Here is an 18,780-nt window from a genome sequence, read left to right on the forward strand (position 1 = left end):
TAACGGGATGACATTTAAAGCCTGATTAACCACGATTACCGGCACCGGACAGCAAAGCTTTCTTGCTCTTGGATTTCCGGCCATGGTTGCGCGATCCGCCTTGACCCAGTTCACCATTCAACAAGTCGAACGGTGATTCCCACATTTTTTGTTCTCGTCAAGCTTTTCCGGAAAAAAAGCCCACAAAAATACGGAAAAAGCCTTATCCACAGGCTTTGAACCGCGGCAGCGATTGCGAACCCTTATTTAAGATGCGGCGAACAAAAGACAAGGGCAGCAAATATTTTGCCCGCCGCACCAGTCGTTTCCACCACTTTCGCAGTTGCGCCGAGGATCTGTTCGCCATTGCCTGACGGATATCGGCTAACGCGCCGCGCCGTCATACGCCTTCACCGTCAGCGCGCCGATATCGACCGCGGGAATGCAGCGCAGATTGATAGAAGCCATTGCCGCGCCGTTCGGACCCACAGCCTCGCCGAACGGTGCGATGCCGCAATTGGCGCAGAAGTGATGCCGGATGACATGCCGGTTGAAAGTATAGGTCGAGACATTGTCCTCCGGCGTTTTCAGCACCAGCTTCTCGCGCGGCACGAAGGCGAGAAGTCCGCCGCGCCTGCGGCAAAGCGAACAATTGCAGTCGAGCGCCTCGGTGAATTCGCCTTCGACCTCGAAAGCCACGTTGCCGCAATGGCAGCTTCCTTCATAGAGCATGTCGTCTCCTCACATCCAGTCCATCACAACCTTGCCGGAATTGCCCGACCGCATCGCCTCGAAGCCGTCGCGGAAATCGTCGATGCCGATCCGGTGGGTGATGATGGGCGCGAGATCGAGGCCGCCTTGGACGAAGGCGATCATCTTGTACCAGGTCTCGAACATCTCGCGGCCGTAGATGCCCTTGAGATTGAGCATCTTGAAGATCACCTTGTTCCAGTCGATTTCGAAGCCCGCCGGCGCGATGCCGAGGATGGCGATCTTGCCGCCATTGTTCATCTTGTCGATCATGTCGCGGAAGGCAGGTGCGGCCCCCGACATTTCGAGCCCGACGTCGAAACCCTCCGTCATGCCGATCGCCTTCATCACGTCGGCGAGGTTTTCCTTCGATGCGTCGACGACGTGGTCGATGCCGAGCTTGCGCGCCAGCTCCAGCCGGTGCGGATTGATATCGGTGATGACGACCTTGCGGGCGCCGGATCGTTTGGCGACGAGCGCGCCCATGATGCCGATCGGCCCGGCGCCGGTGACGAGCACGTCCTCACCGACGAGATCGAAGGAAAGCGCGGTGTGCACGGCATTGCCGAACGGATCGAAGATCGCGGCGATCTCGTCGGAAATATCATCCGGGATCGGCACGACATTGCTTTCCGGAATGCAGACGAACTCACCGAACGAACCCGGGCGGTTGACGCCGACACCGAGCGTGTTGCGGCAGAGATGCCCCCTGCCCGCCCGGCAGTTGCGGCACTTGCCGCAGACGATATGCCCCTCGCCGGAGACCCGCTCGCCGATATGATAGCGGGTGACCGCCGAACCGATCTCGGCGATCTCGCCGGAGAATTCATGGCCAACCACCATCGGCACCGGAATGGTCTTCTGCGCCCACTGGTCCCAGTTCCAGATATGGACGTCAGTGCCGCAGATCGCCGATTTCTTCACCCGGATAAGCACGTCGTTCGGCCCGACCTCGGGCATCGGCACATTCTCCATCCAAAGCCCGACCTCGGGTTTTGCTTTGACCAGCGCCTTCATCATGTTCGACATCGACAATATCCACCCTTACTTGGCGCCCGACTTTGCTATCCCCTCTTCTCCCCAGCGGGGAGAAGGTGCCCGTAGGGCGGATGAGGGGGCGACACGGCACGCCGTCAAACTCAGATCACACCCAGTTCCCGCCCTGCCTCGGCAAAGGCCGCGATCGCCCGCTCCACATCCACTCGCGAATGCGCCGCCGACATCTGCGTGCGGATGCGGGCCTGGCCTTTCGGCACGACGGGGAAGGAAAAGCCGATCACATAGATCCCCTTCTTCAGCATCAGGCTTGCCATATCCTGGGCGAGTTTGGCATCGCCAAGCATGACGGGGATGATCGGATGGCCTTCGCCGGCGAGCGTGAAGCCGAGCTTGGTCATTTCGCTGCGGAAGAGATCGGCATTGTCCGAAAGCCGCTTGCGCAGGGTATCGCCGTCTTCGATGAGGTCGAACACCTTGAGCGAGGCGGCGGCGATAACGGGCGCCAGCGTATTCGAGAACAGATAGGGCCGCGAGCGCTGCCGCAGCCACTCCACAACCTCGGCCTTCGCCGAAGTATAACCGCCCGAGGCGCCGCCGAGCGCTTTGCCGAGCGTGCCGGTGATGATGTCGATCCGGCCCTCGACGCCGCAATATTCCGGCGACCCACGGCCGTTCTTGCCGACGAAGCCGACAGCATGGCTGTCATCGACCATGACCATCGCGCCGTATTTCTCGGCAAGATCGCAGACGCCGCCGAGATTGGCGATGATCCCGTCCATCGAGAAGACACCGTCGGTGGCGACCAACTTGAAGCGGCTGCCTTCGGCCTTCTTCAGCTCTTCTTCGAGCGCTGCCATATCGTTGTTGGCGTAGCGGAAGCGCTTGGCCTTCGAAAGCCTGACGCCGTCGATGATCGAGGCGTGGTTCAGCGCGTCGGAGATGATCGCGTCCTCTTCCGACAGCAGCGTCTCGAACAGGCCGCCATTGGCGTCGAAGCAGGATGAATAGAGGATCGTGTCTTCCATGCCGAGGAAGGAGGAGATGCGCGTCTCGAGCTGCTTATGCTCTTCCTGCGTGCCGCAGATGAAACGCACCGAGGCCATGCCATAGCCGTATCGGTCGAGCGCCTGCTTGCCGGCCTCGGCCAGTTCCTCGTTGTCGGCAAGGCCGAGATAGTTGTTGGCGCAGAAATTCAGCACCCGCTCGCCGGTGGAAATCGCGATCTCGCCCGCCTGCTTGGAGCTGATGACGCGCTCGGATTTGTAGAGACCGGCATCCTTCAGCGCCGAAATCTCGTTGCTGAGATGGGAGAGAAATTGCGAGGTCATGGACGGCCTTTCCCAGAGATTTCCCTACAGCGCCGCGCGTCTTATCAGACGCGCAAAGGACGCTGTTACACTTTTAATCTGCGCATCGTGCTTTCCAAAAATCGATTCCGATTTTCGGGCCGATGCGCTACCGCCGGGTTAGCATATTGCCGCCGGCTTGTCTTCTCAGCGCTGGACCGAGATCAGCAGGAACATCGGCCGGTCCATCTCCTCCGCCCAGTCTGGATTGTCTTGGAGCTCATCTTCGTTCGGGCTCCACTCCTCGACATGGCGAATGGCAAAACCGGCCGCGATCAAGGTGTTGAGCGTCGTGCCGAGCTTGCGATGCTGTTTGACGACACCCTTGGCGAGCCAGTCGGTGGTGCGCGGACCTTCGACGGAATAGCGGTCGAGCGGCCAGATACGCCGCCCCTCGGCATCGGTTGCCCAGGCGGGATTGGTCGGCGCCATGAAGATCGGATGTTCGATGGTGAAGACGAATTGCGATCCCGGCAAAAGCGCGCGATAGACGGTCGCGGCGAGACCGGCGAAACCCTCGATATAATGCAGCGCCAGCGAGCTATAGGCGAAATCGAAGGAGGCTTGAGCAAGCCTGAGATGCTCGAGATCGGCGATCTCGTAGGTGATCGCTGCTTCAGTCATATCTGCCCTCGCTCTGGCGATCATCTTTTCCGAGATGTCGAGCGCCAGCACGCTTGCAGCACCCTGGCTCACGGCAAAACGCGAAAACCAGCCGAAGCCGCAGCCGAGATCGACAACACGCTTGCCGGAAAGATCGGGCAGCAAGGCGCGCACCGCCGGCCATTCGGATGCTCCGTCGAGCCCGTGAACGGATCGTCTCATGCCGCTATATCCGGCGAAGAATTCCGGTCGGTCGTAGATATTCTGGGCCATCGGCGCTCCTCCTTTAGAGGCAAGCATCTACCATGCCCCCTCGCCCGATCTCAAGGATCAGACCAGTCCGCTCAGCCGTTGTCCTGCGCCAGGATGATCTCCAAAAAGGCATCGCCGTAGCGTTCGAGCTTCGCCTGCCCGACGCCTGATATGGCGAGCAATTCCTTGCGGCTGCGTGGCTTCTCCGTGGCAAAGGCGATCAGCGTCGTATCGGGAAAGACGACATAGGGCGGCACGCCGAGCGATTTCGCAATCGCCATGCGCTCGGCCCTGAGCGCCTCGAAGAGACTGCCGTCGGCGCCCGATAATCCCGATTTGCGCTCGCTGCGCTCCGCCTTCTTCGTGCGCCGTTCCGAGGCCGGCCGGTCCTTGCGGAAGAACACCTGCCGCTCGTGCTTGAAGACGGAGCGCGCCTCCGGCTCGAGCTTCAGCGCCCCGAAGGCCTCGTGGTCGACGCGGATCAATCCCATGGCGAGCAACTGGCGGAAGACCGACTGCCAGACGCGCGCTGGAATATCCTTGCCGGCGCCAAAGACCGGCATTTCGGCATGGCCGAAACGTTCGGTCTTTTCGTTGACGTTGCCGAGGAGGACATCGACGACATGGCCAGCGCCGAAACGCTCGCCGGTGCGGTAGACCGCCGCCAGCGCCTTGATCGCCGCCTCCGTGCCCTCCCAGGTCTCGACCGGCTTCAGGCAGGTGTCGCAATTGCCGCATTGTCCGGCATGCGCCTCGCCGAAATGGGCAAGGATTGCCTGGCGGCGGCAGGAGGCGGTCTCGCAGATCGCCAGCAATGCGTTGAGCTTGGCGCGCTCGACCCGCTTGATCTCGGCGGCGGCACTGCCCTCGTCGATCATCCGGCCGCGCTGGATGACGTCGGCCATGCCATAGGCCATCCAGACCTCAGACGGCAGGCCGTCGCGTCCGGCGCGGCCTGTCTCCTGATAATAGGCTTCCACCGAACCCGGCAGGTCGAGATGGGCGACATAACGCACGTTCGGTTTGTCGATGCCCATGCCGAAGGCGACGGTGGCGACCAGGCAAAGGTTCTCTTCTTTCAGGAAGGCATCCTGATTGGCGTCACGAACCGCCCTGTCCATGCCGGCATGATAGGCGCGCGCGCGGATGCCCTGCCCGTTCAGCCATTCGGCGGTATCCTCGACCTTGGCGCGCGACAGGCAATAGACGATGCCACTGTCGCCCTTGTGGCCGGACAGGAACCGCAACAGCTGTTGGCGCGGCTGGTCACGCTCGACGATCTCGTAGGCAATATTCGGTCGGTCAAAGCTGGTGGTGAAGATCCGGGCTGTATCCAAACCCAGCCGCTCGATCATGTCGTCACGCGTATGCGGATCGGCCGTCGCCGTCAGCGCCACCCTGGGCACACCGGGATATTGCTCGCCGAGCCGGCCGAGTTCGCGATATTCCGGTCGGAAATCATGGCCCCATTGCGAGACGCAATGGGCCTCGTCGATGGCAAACAGCGCGATCTTCTCGTTGGCGATCAGCTCGCGGAAACCATCGGTCAAAATGCGCTCGGGCGTCACGTAGAGAAGGTCGAGCTGGCCTGCCGAAAGCGCGCGGCGAACCTCGACGAACTCCTCGCGCGACAGCGAGGAATTAAGTGCTGCGGCGCGGATGCCGAGCTGCTTCATCGCCTCCACCTGATCGCGCATCAGCGCAATCAGCGGCGAAACGACGATGCCGACGCCGTCGCGGCAGAGTGCCGGGATCTGGAAACACAGGGATTTGCCGGCGCCCGTGGGAAAGAGCACGACCGCATCGCCGCCGGAGACCATATGCTCGACCACCTGCTGCTGCTTGCCGCGGAAGGAGGAATAGCCGTAGACTTGCTTGAGGATATCGAGCGGCGAGCGGCCGGAAGAAAACAGCGCGCCGGAAGCCGAAAAGCCCGGTTCGTTTCGTTCGGTCAGCGACATCAGTGGTTCGCCGCTCCTTTGACGCGGCCGGAAAGCACGCCGAAGCCATCGATGATGGCCTCCTGGTTCTCAAGGCGCACCCCTTCAAAATGCACTTCCTGCTGCGCGCGCATCAGTTGAACGATCGCCTCGCCGTCGCCGGCTTCGGTTGCCAGCGCGATCTCGCGCTCGAGCTCGATCTTCTGCCGGCGTAGCGCCTTCGCTCGCTTGTGGGAGGCCAGCGCCTGGCGGTATCCCTCACGCGCATCTTCCATCGCCGCCTCCTCGGTCGCGATCCACAGCCGGGCATTGCGCACCTGTTGGTCGAGGCTCTTGATGAGCGGGCCGAAGCCTTCGAATTCCAGTCTTTCGGTCAGATATTCGCGCGTCAGATGCGGGCCGGCGACGGCCGCGGCTGCTCCCAGCATCGCCGACCAGAGCCGCTGCAGCTCGCGGCTGTCATATTCAATCGCGGCTATTTCGTCATAATCGTCGATCATCAGCGAAGGGTGATTGACGACGGTCAGCGCCAGCACGCATTCGCGCAGCGCCGTATTGTTCTGGTGGCCGCGCACGGGGCCTGAGCGGGCGAGCCTTTCTGAAATGACGCTGGGGCTTTTCGGCCCTGCCTTGCCCGCATTGTCGCGGCCCGTCCGGTAATTGCCATTGCCGTTGAAGCCGCCGCGGCGATCGCCATTGTTGCGGTTCTGGAACTGCGGCTGGAAGAAGGCGTTCAGCCGATCGCGAATATCCTGCTGGTAGTGGCGACGCACATTCTCGTCTGCGATGACGGCGACCAGTTGCTTCAGCCGCGCCTCGAGCTCGGCGCGCGCCTCCGGCGTGTCGAACTTGCCGGTGTTGACCTCCCGGCTCCACAGCATCTCGGAGAGCGGCTTTGCCTGGCTCATTACCTTGTCGAAAGGCGCGCGCCCGTCATCGCGCACGAGATCGTCGGGATCCTTGCCGTCGGGCAGAAGCGCGAAGCGAACAGAACGCCCGGGCTTCAGATGCGGCAGCGCCAGTTCGGCGGCGCGATTGGCCGCGCGGATGCCGGCGCCGTCGCCGTCGAAGCAGAGCATCGGCTGCGGCACCATCTTCCACAGCAACTCGAGCTGGTTTTCGGTGAGCGCCGTGCCGAGCGGCGCGACGGCATTCTCGATGCCCGCCTGATGCAGCGCGATCACGTCCATATAGCCTTCGACGGCAATAATGGTGCCGGTCGCATTATCGTCCTGAGGGTCGCCGCGGCCCGGTCCCTGGATCGCGCGCCGCGCACGGGCGAAATTGTAAAGGACATTGCCCTTGTGGAAGAGCTCCGTCTCGTTGGAGTTCAGATATTTCGCCGGCGCGTCAGCCGACATGGCGCGGCCGCCGAAAGCGATCACCTTTTCCCGCGACGACAGGATCGGGAACATGATGCGGTCGCGGAAACGATCGTAGGAAACCGGCACGTTTTCATGGACAACCAGACCGCAGGCCTCGATCTGATCCTTGGAGACACCCTTGCCGGCGAGGAATTCCTTGAGCGCATTGCGGCTGTCGGGTGCATAGCCGAGACGGAAGGTCTCGATGGTGCGCCCCGTCAATCCGCGGTCGCGCAGATAGGCGCGCGCCCTCGCCCCATTCGACGTCTGCAGCTGATCCTGGAAAAATTGCGTCGCCATTTCCATGACGTCGATCAGCGAGCCGCGCTCTTTCTCGCGCTTCTCCATCACAGGATCGGCCAGTGGCATCGGCACGCCGGCCATATCGGCGATCTGCTGCACCGCCTCGGGGAAACTCAGGCCCTCCAGCTCGGTGAGAAAGCGGAAATGGTCGCCGGTGACGCCGCAGCCGAAGCAGTGATAGCGGCCCTTTCGGTCCTCGCAATGGAAGCTCGGCGATTTCTCGCCGTGGAACGGGCAGCAGGCCCAGTAATCGCCGCGCGACACGTTTGTCTTGCGCTTGTCCCAGCTGACGCGACGCGCAATCACGTTCGAAATCGGAACGCGGTCGCGAATATCATCGAGAAAGGTGTTGGAAAAGCGCATTTATACCTCTTGATCAGCCTTCATATAAGCTGCTTTGCCGCTCCACGCCATGAAACTTGTCATGAAAACCCGCTATTCACAGGCTATGCGGCCATCATTGCCGCCTCCGGTTATCCAATCAACAACGCGTTATCGCCCCCTGCGACAGGGTGCGACATTATTGTCCCTTCGGAGCCGGAATTCTGCCGTCAGAAAAGCTTGAGCAGGAGCGGCGACCTCTAACAGAGTTGAGAGAAAGTCTTTTGGAAACAAAAGATTATCCCCTCAGATGATTGCTTCTCATCATCCCTAGCGCCACCTCCCGAGGGTCCGCTTCGACGCCTCCCAAACCGCCGATTCCGGCAATTATTATTTTTTTGTAATTTGAATAAGCCGCCGCGCCGCAATAGGTTCGATCTCAACAAAGCGATCCCCGAGCGAAGCACCATCCCTACCCCCGGCGCCGCTTCGCAAGGGTGCCTTTGCAAATACCCTCCGGCTTGGGCTTCGGCCCTGCGTGCCGGTGGACGCAAAGAGCAAGAAGGCAGGAGCGCCCCCAGCTCCTGCCTTCTTAAATTTTTGGCTCTCCTGCGACAACTCTCCCTTTAAAATTAACCGCTTATCGATAAAATCGTTGACAGGCGGCGCTTGCATGAAAGATGTATGCGCCGAACTCCCTGGACCTCTCCAAATGGCTTTTACCGCGGATAATCTTGCAGCAGACGATCGCTTTCTCGCTGCCATCCTCCATTGCGCCGATCAGATGCTCGCCATCTATCGCGAGAGCCCGCGCATCGCTTCGATCTTCGCCGCGCAGCAGCGCTGGCTGATGGCCCATGCCGGCTTTGCGCTTCACTACGGTTATTCCGACGACGGGAAGAGCGGCGGCCTCTATTCCGGCCGCTTCATCGATTTTGCGGTCAGGAACAACATCGCCAGCCGCAACACGGCCGCGGCCTTCATGCAGGAAATGCTGGCCTATCGCTTCCTGCGACCGGTTCCCGGCCCCGATAAGCGCACACGCTACCTCGAGCCCACCGAAATCGCCGAGCAGCATTTCACCCGATGGCTCGTAGCCCATATGATGATCCTCGACAGCCTCGACGGCGGTGAGCGCGCCGATAAGATCACCGCCAACCCCTCGGCGATGATGGCAGCGATCCAGCCACCGATTGCGAGGGCGATCATAGGAAGTGAAGCGGTGCGTAATCCGGGCGCCACCTTCAACCTCTTCAACTGGGCAAATTCCGGCGGGCTGGTGATGGACTACCTGATCTCGCGCCTTCCCGAATTTCCAAGGACGGCGGACCGCGTCGTGCTTGGCCCTCTGTCGCTCAGGGAAATCCGCGAACAGTTCATGATCTCCAACACCCATCTGAAGCGGCTTCTGATGCAGGCAGCGACCATGGAGAGTATCGGCTGGACCGAACCCTCCCGCAAGGGCGACTTCTGGCTGTCGGCCCATTTCATCCGCGAATATTGGAATTATCAGGCGGCGAAATTCGCCATCATCGATGCCGCCGCCGAAGCGGTGCTCGGGCCTGCGGTCCGTGACGAACCGCAGGCAAGACGGGTTATCTGAGGCTTATCCGTTCAACAGTTCCTTGACGGTCGCCGATGCCTTGGCGAAATCCATCTGGCCGGCATAACGCTCCTTCAGCGCCGCCATTACCTTGCCCATGTCCTTGGCGCCCGCGGCACCGGTCTCGGCGATGATCGCCGAGACATTGGCGCGCACTTCGCCGTCCGAAAGCTGCTTCGGCATGAAATCCTGGATGACGATGATTTCGGCGCGCTCCTTGGCGGCAAGCTCCGGCCGGGAATTCTCCTCGTAGATCTTTGCCGATTCGTCACGCTGCTTCACCATTTTGGCGAGAATCTGCAGGATCTCGTCGTCGCTCGCCTGCTCCTTACCGGTGCCGCGGTTGGCGATATCGCGGTCCTTGACCGCGGCCTGAATCAGCCGGACGGTGGAAAGCCGCTCCGCATTCTTGGCCTTCATCGCCTCTTTCAGCTGGGTGGCGAGTTGATCGCGCAGCATGGTCTTCACTCCTGTTTTGATGCCGCTTCATAAACCACGCTGATGCGGCGGATCAAATAAATTGCGCGGTCAGCGCGATAAAGCGCAGGAAAACGGCCGCGATCTCGGCTACAAAGATTGACGCTAAGCGATTGCGTGGCTATTTACCGCCACCTGCACCAAAATTCGTGATCAGGCCTGAAGCGCGCGGCATTGCCGTGTCCACACGCCTGCGAAATCAAATGGCGACGAGCGCGACAACGCGCCCACCTGCCGGAAACGGGATGAAGATGACCGCGACAGCACCCTGGACAATCGAAAAGCCGACCGCCCTGCTCGTTCTTGCCGACGGCACGGTCATCGAAGGCAAGGGCATCGGCGCCACCGGCAAGGTGCCGGCCGAGGTGGTCTTCAACACGGCGCTTACCGGCTATGAGGAGATCCTGACGGACCCCTCCTATCTCGGCCAGATCGTCACCTTCACCTTCCCGCATATCGGCAATATCGGCACCAATGATGAAGACATCGAGGACCTGACGCCTGCCGCCCGCCACGGCGCCGTCGGCGTCATCTTCAAGGCCGACATCACTGAGCCCTCGAACTACCGCGCCGCCAAGCACCTCGACCAATGGCTGAAGGCCCGCGGCGTCATCGGTCTCTGCGGCATCGACACGCGCGCGCTGACCGCCTGGATCCGTGAGAACGGCGCTCCGAACGCGGTCATCGCCCACGATCCGAACGGTGTCTTCGACATCGAGACGCTGAAGGCCGAGGCTAAAGCCTGGAGCGGCCTTGAAGGTCTCGACCTCGCCAAGATCGCCTCGTCGGGCCAGTCCTCGCAATGGACCGAAACGCCGTGGGTGTGGAATGAAGGTTACGGTGAACTCAAGGCGACAGACGCGAAATACCACGTCGTCTGCCTCGATTACGGCGTCAAGCGCAACATCCTGCGCCTGTTTGCCGGCCTCGACTGCAAAGTGACTGTCGTGCCGGCCGCAACGAGCGCCGAAGACGTGCTCGCCATGCAGCCGGACGGCATCTTCCTGTCGAACGGCCCGGGCGATCCGGCGGCAACCGGCGACTATGCCGTGCCTGTGATCAAGACACTGATCAAGACCGATATCCCGGTCTTCGGCATCTGCCTCGGCCACCAGATGCTGGGCCTGGCACTCGGCGCGAAGACCGAGAAGATGCATCAGGGCCATCACGGCGCCAACCACCCCGTCAAGGACCATACGACCGGCAAGGTCGAGATCGTCTCGATGAACCACGGCTTCGCGGTCGACTCGAAGTCGCTGCCGGATGGCGCTGAAGAGACTCATATTTCGCTTTTCGACGGCACCAATTGCGGCCTGCGCGTCCTCGGCAAGCAGGTCTTCTCCGTCCAGCACCATCCGGAAGCCTCTCCCGGTCCGCAGGACAGCCACTACCTCTTCCGCCGCTTCATCAACATGGTGCGCGAGAAGAAGGGCGAACCGGCGCTCGCCGAACGCTGATTTCTAGCGATTTCCGACCGCCAAGGTTGGCCTTTGACTTGTTGACAAACCTCACTCTTCGTCATCCTCGGCCCTGTGCCGAGGATCTGCCACATATCGACCGAAGGCAGATGCTCGGGACAAGCCCGAGCATGACGAAAGAGGAGTTGGCCGCTTTGTCAGTAGCCCAAAGGTTCGCCCAGGCGGGCCTTTTTCTTTATCCGCCTATTGACCTCAGCTTAACTTGAGGAATTACAGATCTGCCTGCAGACATCTGATGCAGGAGAAAACTGGATGAGCGGAGCTTTCTTTCGTGTAGACAAGTTCATCGTGCCGGCGGCGGCACGCGAGGAATTTCTCGTCAAAGTGATGATGACCCACAAGGTGTTGGAGGCGCAGGACGGTTTCATTGATCACAGGGTGCTGGAGCAGGTCGCCGGTCCGGGCGAATTCAATTTCGTCACGATTGCCGAATGGGAAAATACCGAAGTCGTCGAGCGCGCGCGGGCCGCCGTCGCTGCGGCCCACAGGGCCGCCAATTTCGATCCGCAGGAAATGTTTGCGCGTCTCGGCATTCACGCCGATATCGCCGGCTACAAGCCTGTCGCGGCCTAAAGGCGGAGGCGGCCGGCTCAGGCGTGGGCCAGTTCCGCCTCCCGGCGAAGGAGAAGGTAGAAGCGCGCGCAGAGCATGACGGCGGCGGCCGCCAGCCCGACGAGAAAGCCGAACCAGATGCCGATGCCACCGAAACCCAGCGGGAAGGCAAAGGCCCAGGCGAGGAAGAAGCCGATCGGCCAATAGGCGATCAACGCCATGATCATCGGCACGCGTGCGTCCTTGAGGCCACGCAGCAATCCATTGGCGATCACCTGCAGCCCGTCGACAAGCTGGAAAAGCCCGGCAACGACGATCAACGGCCCGGCATAGGCAAGTACCTCAGGCGCCTCGGGCGAGTTGACGTCGAGGAACCAGCTGCCGAGGAATTGCGGCATGGAGGCAAAGAGCACGCTGCCCACCGCCGAAATGGCGCAGGCGAGGATGAGCACGGTGATCGAAGCGCGCACCAGCCCCTGATAATCGCCCTGCCCGTGGGCGACACCGACGCGCACCGTTGCCGCCTGGCTGAGGCCGAGCGGAATCATGAATGCGATCGAGGCCCATTGCAGGGCAATGCCATGAGCCGCAAGCTCGATGGTGCCGATATAGCCCATCAGCAGCGAAGCCACCGTGAACAGGCTGACCTCGGCAAGGATGGTGACGCTGATCGGGAAACCGAGCCGGATGACCTCCAGCAGCGCGTGCCAGTCGGGTTTCCAGAACCGCACGAAGATCTCGTAGCGCCGCGTCTCTTCGCGCCGCTGCACGAAAGCCAGGATGAAGAGGAAGCCGGCCGTCTGCACGGCGACCGAAACGATCGCCGCGCCCTCGAGCCCCATCGCCGGAAAGCCGAAATGGCCGAGAACGAGGATATAGGCGAAGATCGCGTTCATCACCAGCGTGGCGATGGTGACGTTGAGGATGATGCCAGCCTTGCCGATGGCGCTGACGAGCGAGCGCATGACGTTGAAGAGCAGCGCCGGCAGCACGCCGAACTGGCCGATCATGATGTAGCCGTGGGCGAGCTTGGCCACCTCGGGCTTCTGCTGTGCGAAGAGGAGGACCTGCTCCGAATTGAAGAAGGCCGGCTGCATGATGACCCAGTATGCGATCACCACCCACAGGCCCATGCGCAGCGACCGTCGCACCGAGACGAGGTCGCCGCGGCCATAGGCCTGCGCCACCATCGGAATGACGGCGATGGCAAAGCCCGAGCCGAAGATCAGGATCGTGAACAGGAACTGCGCCGCAAGCACCATTGCCGCCAGATGCTCGGCGCCGAGGCGGCCGACGATCATCACATCGGTGGTGTTGATGCCGAGCTGGGCAAGCTGCGCGCCGATCAGCGGAATGCCGAGCGCCAGCGTGGCACGGAAATGTGCGCCCCAACGATTATCGTTTGTCGGCGCAAGCCTGCGCGCGTCGATCGGCGTGTCCATGACACCAGTCCTGTGATTGAAATATGCGTCGCCGCAGCTTGCGGCGAAATATCATCCGGGCTTAGATCAAAGCCCTGCAAAGAACTACCCCAAATGAGGCAGATGATGAAAAATTCATCATCGCATCAGCGTTTCTGATCGATCAACCGGCCGCTTCCAGCGCCTCGGCCGGCTCACGGGCCCGGACCCGCAGCAGGAACACACCGGCGGCCACCAGGATGAACAGCGCGGCGGCAAGATAGGGTGCGCCGGCAAAAGTGACAGGCGCCTCAGGCCGCGTGAAATAGGAAAACATCTGGGTGAAGATCAGCGGCCCGACAATGGTGGTGATGCTGCTGAGGCTGGTAAGCGCGCCCTGCAGCTCACCCTGCGCCGAAGGCGGCACCATGCCGGCGGCGATGCTGCGCAGCGGCGGGTCGGCGACGTTTTCGATGACGGTCGCGACGATGACGACGTAAACCACCCAGCCCTCCCAGGCGAAGGCATAGCCGGTCAATCCTGCAGCTGAAAAGCAGAGACCGAGAAGAGCGGTTTTCCACTCGCCGAGCACCGGCACGATCCGCGGCAGGACCAGCCCCATGACGAGCGCGGCGCCGATGCCATAAATGCCGAGCGACAGGCCAATCTGCCCCTCGCTCCAGCCGTAGCGATAGGTCGAGACGAACGCCCAGACCGAGGGATAGACGGCATGCGCCAGGAAGAACAGAAACATAACGAGGCTGACCCAGCCGATGCCGGGATAATGGCGCATCTGGCGCAAAGCGCCGAGCGGGTTGGCGCGTTTCCACTCGAACCGGCGGCGGTTCTTCGCCTCCAGCGTCTCCGGCAGCAGGAAGCAGGCGGCGATGAAATTGACAAGCGATAGCGCGGCCGCGCCGAGGAATGGCACACGCGGGCCGAATTCGCCGAGGACACCGCCGACGACAGGGCCGATGGTGAAACCGACGCCGAAGGCGATACCGATCAGCTCGAAATTCTTCGCCCGGTTCTCCTCCGTGCTGATATCGGCAATATAGGCTGAGGAGGTGGCGAAACTGCCGCCGCTGATGCCGGCAAGCACACGGCCGACGAACAGCATCCAGAAGCTGGTGGCGATGCCGCAGATGAAATTATCGATCGCGAAGGTTAGCACCGAAAGCAAAAGGATCGGCCGGCGGCCGAAACGGTCGGACAGGTTTCCGAGCAGCGGCGCGAACAGGAATTGCATGCCGGCATAGACCAGCATCAGCCAGCCGCCGTCGATCGCCGCATCGCTGACGCTGCCACCGGTCAGCTGCTCCAGATAGGCGGGCAGCACCGGCATGATGATGGCGATGCCGATAATGTCGAGGAAAAGGATGATGAAGACCAGGAAAAGGCCGCGGCGAACGAATTTCGGGTCAAGCATGAGGCATCTCTACAGCGGTTGGTTCTGAAAAGACGATCTCGTCGCCGAGAAAGTGACATAGCTCAGAAAAGAAACCGAAACAATCCGTGAACATTTCAAAGTTTTTGATAATGTTCAACGGGAAATTTATGGGAGGCCTCAACCGGTGGGCGCACGCTGTTGTTCCAGCTTCCGAAAATCGCCAGCCGCCCAGCGGATCGCCGGGCGATGCGTTCCCTTGCAATCGCCGCGACGGCATCCAGATCAGAAGACAAGACCGGTCATTGTGCATTTCCCCGCACAGCCTGTTCGATGCTGTCCAATTATCGCCCGAATGCGAAAGCGGTAGAACGGCGTCCGGCAACGCCACTCGGCGCGGATGCCCGATCCGGCCGCGCGGCGCAAATGAAGGAGAAGACAATGCAGACCTATCGTTTGGGAAAGACCGGACCCGATGTCTCGGCCATCGGCCTCGGCTGCATGGGCATGTCGGGCATGTACGGCCCCTCCGATCGCGCAGAAAGCATCGCGACGATCCATGCCGCGCTCGATGCCGGCATCAACCTGCTCGACACCGGCGATTTCTACGGGATGGGCCATAACGAAATGCTGATCGGCGAGGCATTGAAGGGTCGCAGGCGCGAAAACGCCGTCATCAGCGTCAAATTCGGCGGCCTGCGCGATCCCGTCGGCGGCTGGAGCGGCATCGACGCCCGCCCGGTCGCGGTGAAGAACTTCCTCAGCTATACGCTGCAGCGCCTCGGCGTCGACTATATCGACATCTACCGCCCCGCTCGCCTCGATCCGAACGTGCCGATCGAGGACACGGTCGGCGCCATCGCCGACATGGTCAAGGCAGGTTATGTCAGGCATATCGGCCTGTCGGAAGTCGGCGCCGACACGATCCGCCGCGCCGCCACTGTCGCCCCGATCGTCGACCTGCAGATCGAATATTCGCTGATCTCGCGCGGCATTGAGAAGAAGATCCTGCCGACGACACGCGAACTCGGCATTTCGATCACCGCCTACGGCGTGCTCTCGCGCGGCCTGATCAGCGGCCACTGGCAAAAGGGCCAGGGTGGGACGGCCGGCGATTTTCGCGCCTACAGCCCGCGCTTCCAGGAAGGCAATATCGAGCAGAACCTCGCTCTGGTGGAGAAGCTGCGCGAGATCGCCCAGGCAAAGAGCGTCTCGGTCGCCCAGATCGCCATCGCCTGGGTCGCCGCCAAGGGCAAGGACATCGTCCCGATCATCGGCGCCCGCCGCCGCGACCGGCTGACCGAGGCGCTCGGCTCACGCGCCATCGACCTGTCGCCAGAAGATTTCGCCATCATCGAACACGCCGTGCCGAAAGACGCGGCCGTGGGTGGGCGTTATCCCGAGCATATGCTGCAGCATATGGACAGCGAGAAGTAAGCAAGGGATGGAAGGGGCAGCGATGGGCTTTGTGCCGTGCGCGCCCCTCCTCTCTCCTCAAATTGGGCCGGAGAACGTATCGCAGGCCGACAGCTGGCCGCTGTCGAAACCGCGCTTGAACCATCTGACCCGCTGCTCCGAGGTACCGTGGTTGAAGCTTTCCGGGACGACGTAACCCTGTGACCGCTTCTGCAGCGAATCGTCACCAATCTGCTGGGCTGCGTTCAGCGCTTCCTCCAGATCGCCTGACTCAAGTAGGCCCTTCTGCTGGGTATATTTGCCCCAGATGCCGGCAAAGCAATCGGCCTGCAGCTCGACGCGCACCGACATCTTGTTGGCGTCCGCCTCGCTCATGCGCTGGCGGGCCTGGTTGAACTTCGGCAGGATGCCGAGCAGGTTCTGCACGTGATGGCCGACCTCATGAGCTACGACATAGGCCTCGGCGAAATCACCCGACGCGCCGAAGCGGTCGGAAAGCTCCTGGAAGAATTCGGTATCGAGATAGACCTTGTGGTCGCTCGGGCAGTAGAACGGGCCTGTTGCAGATGATGCGGAGCCGCAGGCCGATGCCGTCGAGCCCGAGAACAGCACGAGACGCGGCTCTTCGTAATTTTGGCCCTGCGCCTGGAAGATGCCCTTCCAGGTATCCTCGGTCTCGGCAAGGACGGTGCGCATGAATGCGGTCATCTCGTCGTTGGCGGGCGTGCGTGTTCCGCCTGACTGGCTCTGCTCGTAGCCAGGACCGCTTGTCGTGCCGCCGGTATCGAGCATCTGCAGCAGATCAATGCCCATCATCTTGAAGATTAAATAGATGACGATGAGGAAGACGATCGTGCCGATGCTGAGGCCGCCACCGGCGCGGCGAACACCGCCGCCGGAAGGAAAGTTGAAGCCGCCGCCGCGGCCGAAACCGCCGCCGGTCGGATCGCTGCGGCGATCCTCGATATTGTCGGACTGACGCCGGCCTTTCCATTCCATCTTCGCTCTCCCCGGCAATGCCTGTGCTTGCGCTCAAGGAGTTATATATCCGTCGGCCGCCGGAATTCCAGCGACTTCATCGGGCAATCAGGCGCCCGCGTCGGCGACGCAGCGCGATTGCGATCAGGATCGAGCCGATCACCGCCGCAGCAAGGACAGCCGGCCATTCCGCGCCGGTGAAGATGACCGCATGCATGATCCGGCCAGGCACGAAAGTGAACAGGCCGGCAAGGACGATGCCGCCGAAATAAAGGCCGGCGACGATGCGCTTGTGCAGACGGATATCGCCGCGGCGGGCCGCCGCGATCGCGTTCCAGCTGCCGACCAGCGTTGCGATCGACAGAAGATGGATCGTACTGAACCCGTAGAAGAGATCGAGCTCATGAATGAAGAAGCTCGATATCGCCGTCATGACCATCAGCGCCATCCAGATCCTGCCGAGCAGCCGGTGCAGCGGCGTGCCCTTGGGGCGCAGCAGGATATAGGCGCCGAGAAGTGCCGCCGGTGTAACAGCGGCGACATGGATCTGAACGGCGAACGGGGCATCGAGGAGCGGTTCGAGGGTCATCAGCGGCATCCGGTTGAATTCGATCGCTCTTTCCGCCAAGACTGCATCTGCCTCAATCCGAACCGCGCGAACGGCAGGAAAACTTCGTGATTCACCTCTTCTTGCAATCCACGCTTCGCGAATTGCAGGTCTTTCTCCACTCCCGGCGTTTCTGGGGAACCTTTGCCGCGATCGTCCTGCTCTTTGCCGTCACCGGCCCCTACGGCACGATGGAAAACATGGCCTTCGGCGAACGCCTCGCCTATTGGCTGAGCCTGCATGCCCTTGCCTGGGTGATCGCCATCCTCTGCGCGGTTGCGGCCGAAAGACTGCTGCGGGGATTGATCGTTTCCATGTTCGCCCGGATGATGGCGGGTTCGCTCATAGCCGCCCTGCCGATCGGTTTTGCCATCGGCCTCGTCGACTATGTCTTCACCGGCGAAGCGACCACGCTCGAAAGCGGCCTGCAGCGCGCGCTTTTTGCGGTACCGCTCTGCGCCCTCTTCTGCCTTTTGACCTACATGGCGATGAGCCAGAAAATCGCCGAAGCCGCAGCGCCTCAGGAAACCAGCCCCGGCGCCTCGATCCTCGACCGGCTGAAGCCTGAGAATCGTGGCTCGCTGCTGCGCCTTTCCGTTCAGGACCACTATACCGAGGTGGTGACCAGCCGCGGGCGCGAACTGGTGCTCTTACGTTTCGCCGATGCGCTTAGGGAAACCGCCGCGACGCCGGGCCTTCGCGTCCATCGCTCGCACTGGGTGGCCGACGCCCATGTCGAAAGCTTGAAGCGCGACAATGGCAGGCTGCTGATCCTCACCCGCGACGGCAAGGCAATCCCGGTCAGCCGTAGCTATGCCGGGGAAGTGCGCCGCCGCTTCACGTAAAGAAGGCGCGCCAAGCGCTTGACAGGACTCCCGTTTACGCTCTTCCGGAAGCAGGGCGGCGGCGAAATCCGGGTGGCGGTCGTGTCTGACGGGAAATAGCCCTTCGCGCCGTGTTGGATTCCTGTCGATTCCGCGATTTATGGGGTTCCGTTTGCAAATACATTTGCCTATAAGCCGCTT

Annotated in this window: 16 protein-coding genes; 5 read left to right on the plus strand and 11 right to left on the minus strand. The window is 61.6% G+C overall.

All coding sequences use genetic code 11. From position 1 onward, the window contains the following. Nucleotides 1-363: 363 nt before the first annotated feature. The 6 genes from AC2444_RS14955 to dnaG all read right to left on the minus strand — a co-directional run bounded on the left by AC2444_RS14955 (nucleotide 364) and on the right by dnaG (nucleotide 7,899). Complete coding sequence (locus AC2444_RS14955) at nucleotides 364-711, minus strand: GFA family protein (RefSeq protein WP_003561203.1); 348 nt, start codon at nucleotides 709-711, stop codon at nucleotides 364-366. 9 nt (nucleotides 712-720) lie between these two features. Further along, nucleotides 721-1,758: an L-threonine 3-dehydrogenase gene (gene tdh, locus AC2444_RS14960; RefSeq protein ID WP_012758380.1), complete on the minus strand. Its 1,038-nt coding sequence runs from the start codon at nucleotides 1,756-1,758 to the stop codon at nucleotides 721-723. 110 nt (nucleotides 1,759-1,868) lie between these two features. Further along, on the minus strand, nucleotides 1,869-3,056 hold the full coding sequence (locus AC2444_RS14965) for a glycine C-acetyltransferase (protein ID WP_012758381.1): 1,188 nt from the start codon (nucleotides 3,054-3,056) through the stop codon (nucleotides 1,869-1,871). A 165-nt stretch (nucleotides 3,057-3,221) separates the two neighbouring features. Further along, a complete protein-coding gene (locus AC2444_RS14970) occupies nucleotides 3,222-3,950 on the minus strand; it encodes a class I SAM-dependent methyltransferase (RefSeq protein WP_012758382.1) in 729 nt (242 codons plus the stop codon). A 71-nt stretch (nucleotides 3,951-4,021) separates the two neighbouring features. Then, nucleotides 4,022-5,890 (minus strand): DNA helicase RecQ, encoded by a 1,869-nt coding sequence (recQ, locus tag AC2444_RS14975; RefSeq protein ID WP_012758383.1) that lies wholly within the window; start codon nucleotides 5,888-5,890, stop codon nucleotides 4,022-4,024. Then, nucleotides 5,890-7,899 (minus strand): DNA primase, encoded by a 2,010-nt coding sequence (gene dnaG, locus AC2444_RS14980; RefSeq protein ID WP_012758384.1) that lies wholly within the window; start codon nucleotides 7,897-7,899, stop codon nucleotides 5,890-5,892. Before dnaG ends, recQ begins: the two co-directional genes overlap by 1 nt. 670 nt (nucleotides 7,900-8,569) lie before the next feature. On the opposite strand from dnaG, the gene AC2444_RS14985 reads away from it, so the two are divergent. Continuing rightward, nucleotides 8,570-9,460, plus strand: a complete 891-nt coding sequence (locus tag AC2444_RS14985; RefSeq protein ID WP_012758385.1) for a hypothetical protein — start codon at nucleotides 8,570-8,572, stop codon at nucleotides 9,458-9,460. Nucleotides 9,461-9,463: 3 nt separating this feature from the next. On the opposite strand, the gene AC2444_RS14990 is transcribed toward AC2444_RS14985, so the two are convergent. Continuing rightward, the gene (locus AC2444_RS14990; RefSeq protein ID WP_012758386.1) at nucleotides 9,464-9,919 is read right to left on the minus strand and encodes a GatB/YqeY domain-containing protein; all 456 of its coding nucleotides are present in this window, start codon (nucleotides 9,917-9,919) and stop codon (nucleotides 9,464-9,466) included. 269 nt (nucleotides 9,920-10,188) lie between these two features. Here AC2444_RS14990 and carA point away from each other — a divergent pair, with 269 nt between their 5' ends. Together carA and AC2444_RS15000 are read left to right on the plus strand one after the other, a co-directional pair. Beyond that, nucleotides 10,189-11,394, plus strand: coding sequence for a glutamine-hydrolyzing carbamoyl-phosphate synthase small subunit (gene carA / locus AC2444_RS14995; protein ID WP_128448884.1), 1,206 nt, complete (start codon nucleotides 10,189-10,191; stop codon nucleotides 11,392-11,394). A 273-nt stretch (nucleotides 11,395-11,667) separates the two neighbouring features. Then, a complete protein-coding gene (locus AC2444_RS15000; protein ID WP_012758388.1) occupies nucleotides 11,668-11,988 on the plus strand; it encodes an antibiotic biosynthesis monooxygenase family protein in 321 nt (106 codons plus the stop codon). A 17-nt stretch (nucleotides 11,989-12,005) separates the two neighbouring features. On the opposite strand, the gene AC2444_RS15005 is transcribed toward AC2444_RS15000, so the two are convergent. Both AC2444_RS15005 and AC2444_RS15010 read right to left on the minus strand, forming a co-directional pair. Further along, the gene (locus AC2444_RS15005) at nucleotides 12,006-13,409 is read right to left on the minus strand and encodes an MATE family efflux transporter (RefSeq protein WP_012758389.1); all 1,404 of its coding nucleotides are present in this window, start codon (nucleotides 13,407-13,409) and stop codon (nucleotides 12,006-12,008) included. A gap of 142 nt (nucleotides 13,410-13,551) precedes the next feature. Next, nucleotides 13,552-14,796, minus strand: a complete 1,245-nt coding sequence (locus AC2444_RS15010; RefSeq protein ID WP_128448856.1) for a TCR/Tet family MFS transporter — start codon at nucleotides 14,794-14,796, stop codon at nucleotides 13,552-13,554. Nucleotides 14,797-15,195: 399 nt separating this feature from the next. Between AC2444_RS15010 and AC2444_RS15015 the strand changes: the two genes are divergently transcribed. Then, nucleotides 15,196-16,191: an aldo/keto reductase gene (locus AC2444_RS15015; protein ID WP_012758391.1), complete on the plus strand. Its 996-nt coding sequence runs from the start codon at nucleotides 15,196-15,198 to the stop codon at nucleotides 16,189-16,191. Nucleotides 16,192-16,248: 57 nt separating this feature from the next. On the opposite strand, the gene ypfJ is transcribed toward AC2444_RS15015, so the two are convergent. Both ypfJ and AC2444_RS15025 read right to left on the minus strand, forming a co-directional pair. Beyond that, nucleotides 16,249-17,169 (minus strand): KPN_02809 family neutral zinc metallopeptidase, encoded by a 921-nt coding sequence (ypfJ, locus tag AC2444_RS15020; protein WP_012758392.1) that lies wholly within the window; start codon nucleotides 17,167-17,169, stop codon nucleotides 16,249-16,251. 76 nt (nucleotides 17,170-17,245) lie between these two features. After that, the gene (locus AC2444_RS15025; RefSeq protein WP_041935560.1) at nucleotides 17,246-17,776 is read right to left on the minus strand and encodes a DUF2306 domain-containing protein; all 531 of its coding nucleotides are present in this window, start codon (nucleotides 17,774-17,776) and stop codon (nucleotides 17,246-17,248) included. 47 nt (nucleotides 17,777-17,823) lie between these two features. Between AC2444_RS15025 and AC2444_RS15030 the strand changes: the two genes are divergently transcribed. Next, nucleotides 17,824-18,600: a LytTR family DNA-binding domain-containing protein gene (locus tag AC2444_RS15030; protein ID WP_012758394.1), complete on the plus strand. Its 777-nt coding sequence runs from the start codon at nucleotides 17,824-17,826 to the stop codon at nucleotides 18,598-18,600. Nucleotides 18,601-18,780 lie beyond the last annotated feature (180 nt).

It is taken from the genome of Rhizobium sp. WSM1328 (assembly GCF_057653715.1).

Coding starts and splice junctions, on each gene's coding strand:
- AC2444_RS14955 (WP_003561203.1), bottom strand. CDS start 711: ATGCTCTATGAAGGAAGCTGCCATTGCGGCAACGTGGCTTTCGAGGTC.
- tdh (WP_012758380.1), bottom strand. CDS start 1,758: ATGTCGAACATGATGAAGGCGCTGGTCAAAGCAAAACCCGAGGTCGGG.
- AC2444_RS14965 (WP_012758381.1), bottom strand. CDS start 3,056: ATGACCTCGCAATTTCTCTCCCATCTCAGCAACGAGATTTCGGCGCTG.
- AC2444_RS14970 (WP_012758382.1), bottom strand. CDS start 3,950: ATGGCCCAGAATATCTACGACCGACCGGAATTCTTCGCCGGATATAGC.
- recQ (WP_012758383.1), bottom strand. CDS start 5,890: ATGTCGCTGACCGAACGAAACGAACCGGGCTTTTCGGCTTCCGGCGCG.
- dnaG (WP_012758384.1), bottom strand. CDS start 7,899: ATGCGCTTTTCCAACACCTTTCTCGATGATATTCGCGACCGCGTTCCG.
- AC2444_RS14985 (WP_012758385.1), top strand. CDS start 8,570: ATGGCTTTTACCGCGGATAATCTTGCAGCAGACGATCGCTTTCTCGCT.
- AC2444_RS14990 (WP_012758386.1), bottom strand. CDS start 9,919: ATGCTGCGCGATCAACTCGCCACCCAGCTGAAAGAGGCGATGAAGGCC.
- carA (WP_128448884.1), top strand. CDS start 10,189: ATGACCGCGACAGCACCCTGGACAATCGAAAAGCCGACCGCCCTGCTC.
- AC2444_RS15000 (WP_012758388.1), top strand. CDS start 11,668: ATGAGCGGAGCTTTCTTTCGTGTAGACAAGTTCATCGTGCCGGCGGCG.
- AC2444_RS15005 (WP_012758389.1), bottom strand. CDS start 13,409: ATGGACACGCCGATCGACGCGCGCAGGCTTGCGCCGACAAACGATAAT.
- AC2444_RS15010 (WP_128448856.1), bottom strand. CDS start 14,796: ATGCTTGACCCGAAATTCGTTCGCCGCGGCCTTTTCCTGGTCTTCATC.
- AC2444_RS15015 (WP_012758391.1), top strand. CDS start 15,196: ATGCAGACCTATCGTTTGGGAAAGACCGGACCCGATGTCTCGGCCATC.
- ypfJ (WP_012758392.1), bottom strand. CDS start 17,169: ATGGAATGGAAAGGCCGGCGTCAGTCCGACAATATCGAGGATCGCCGC.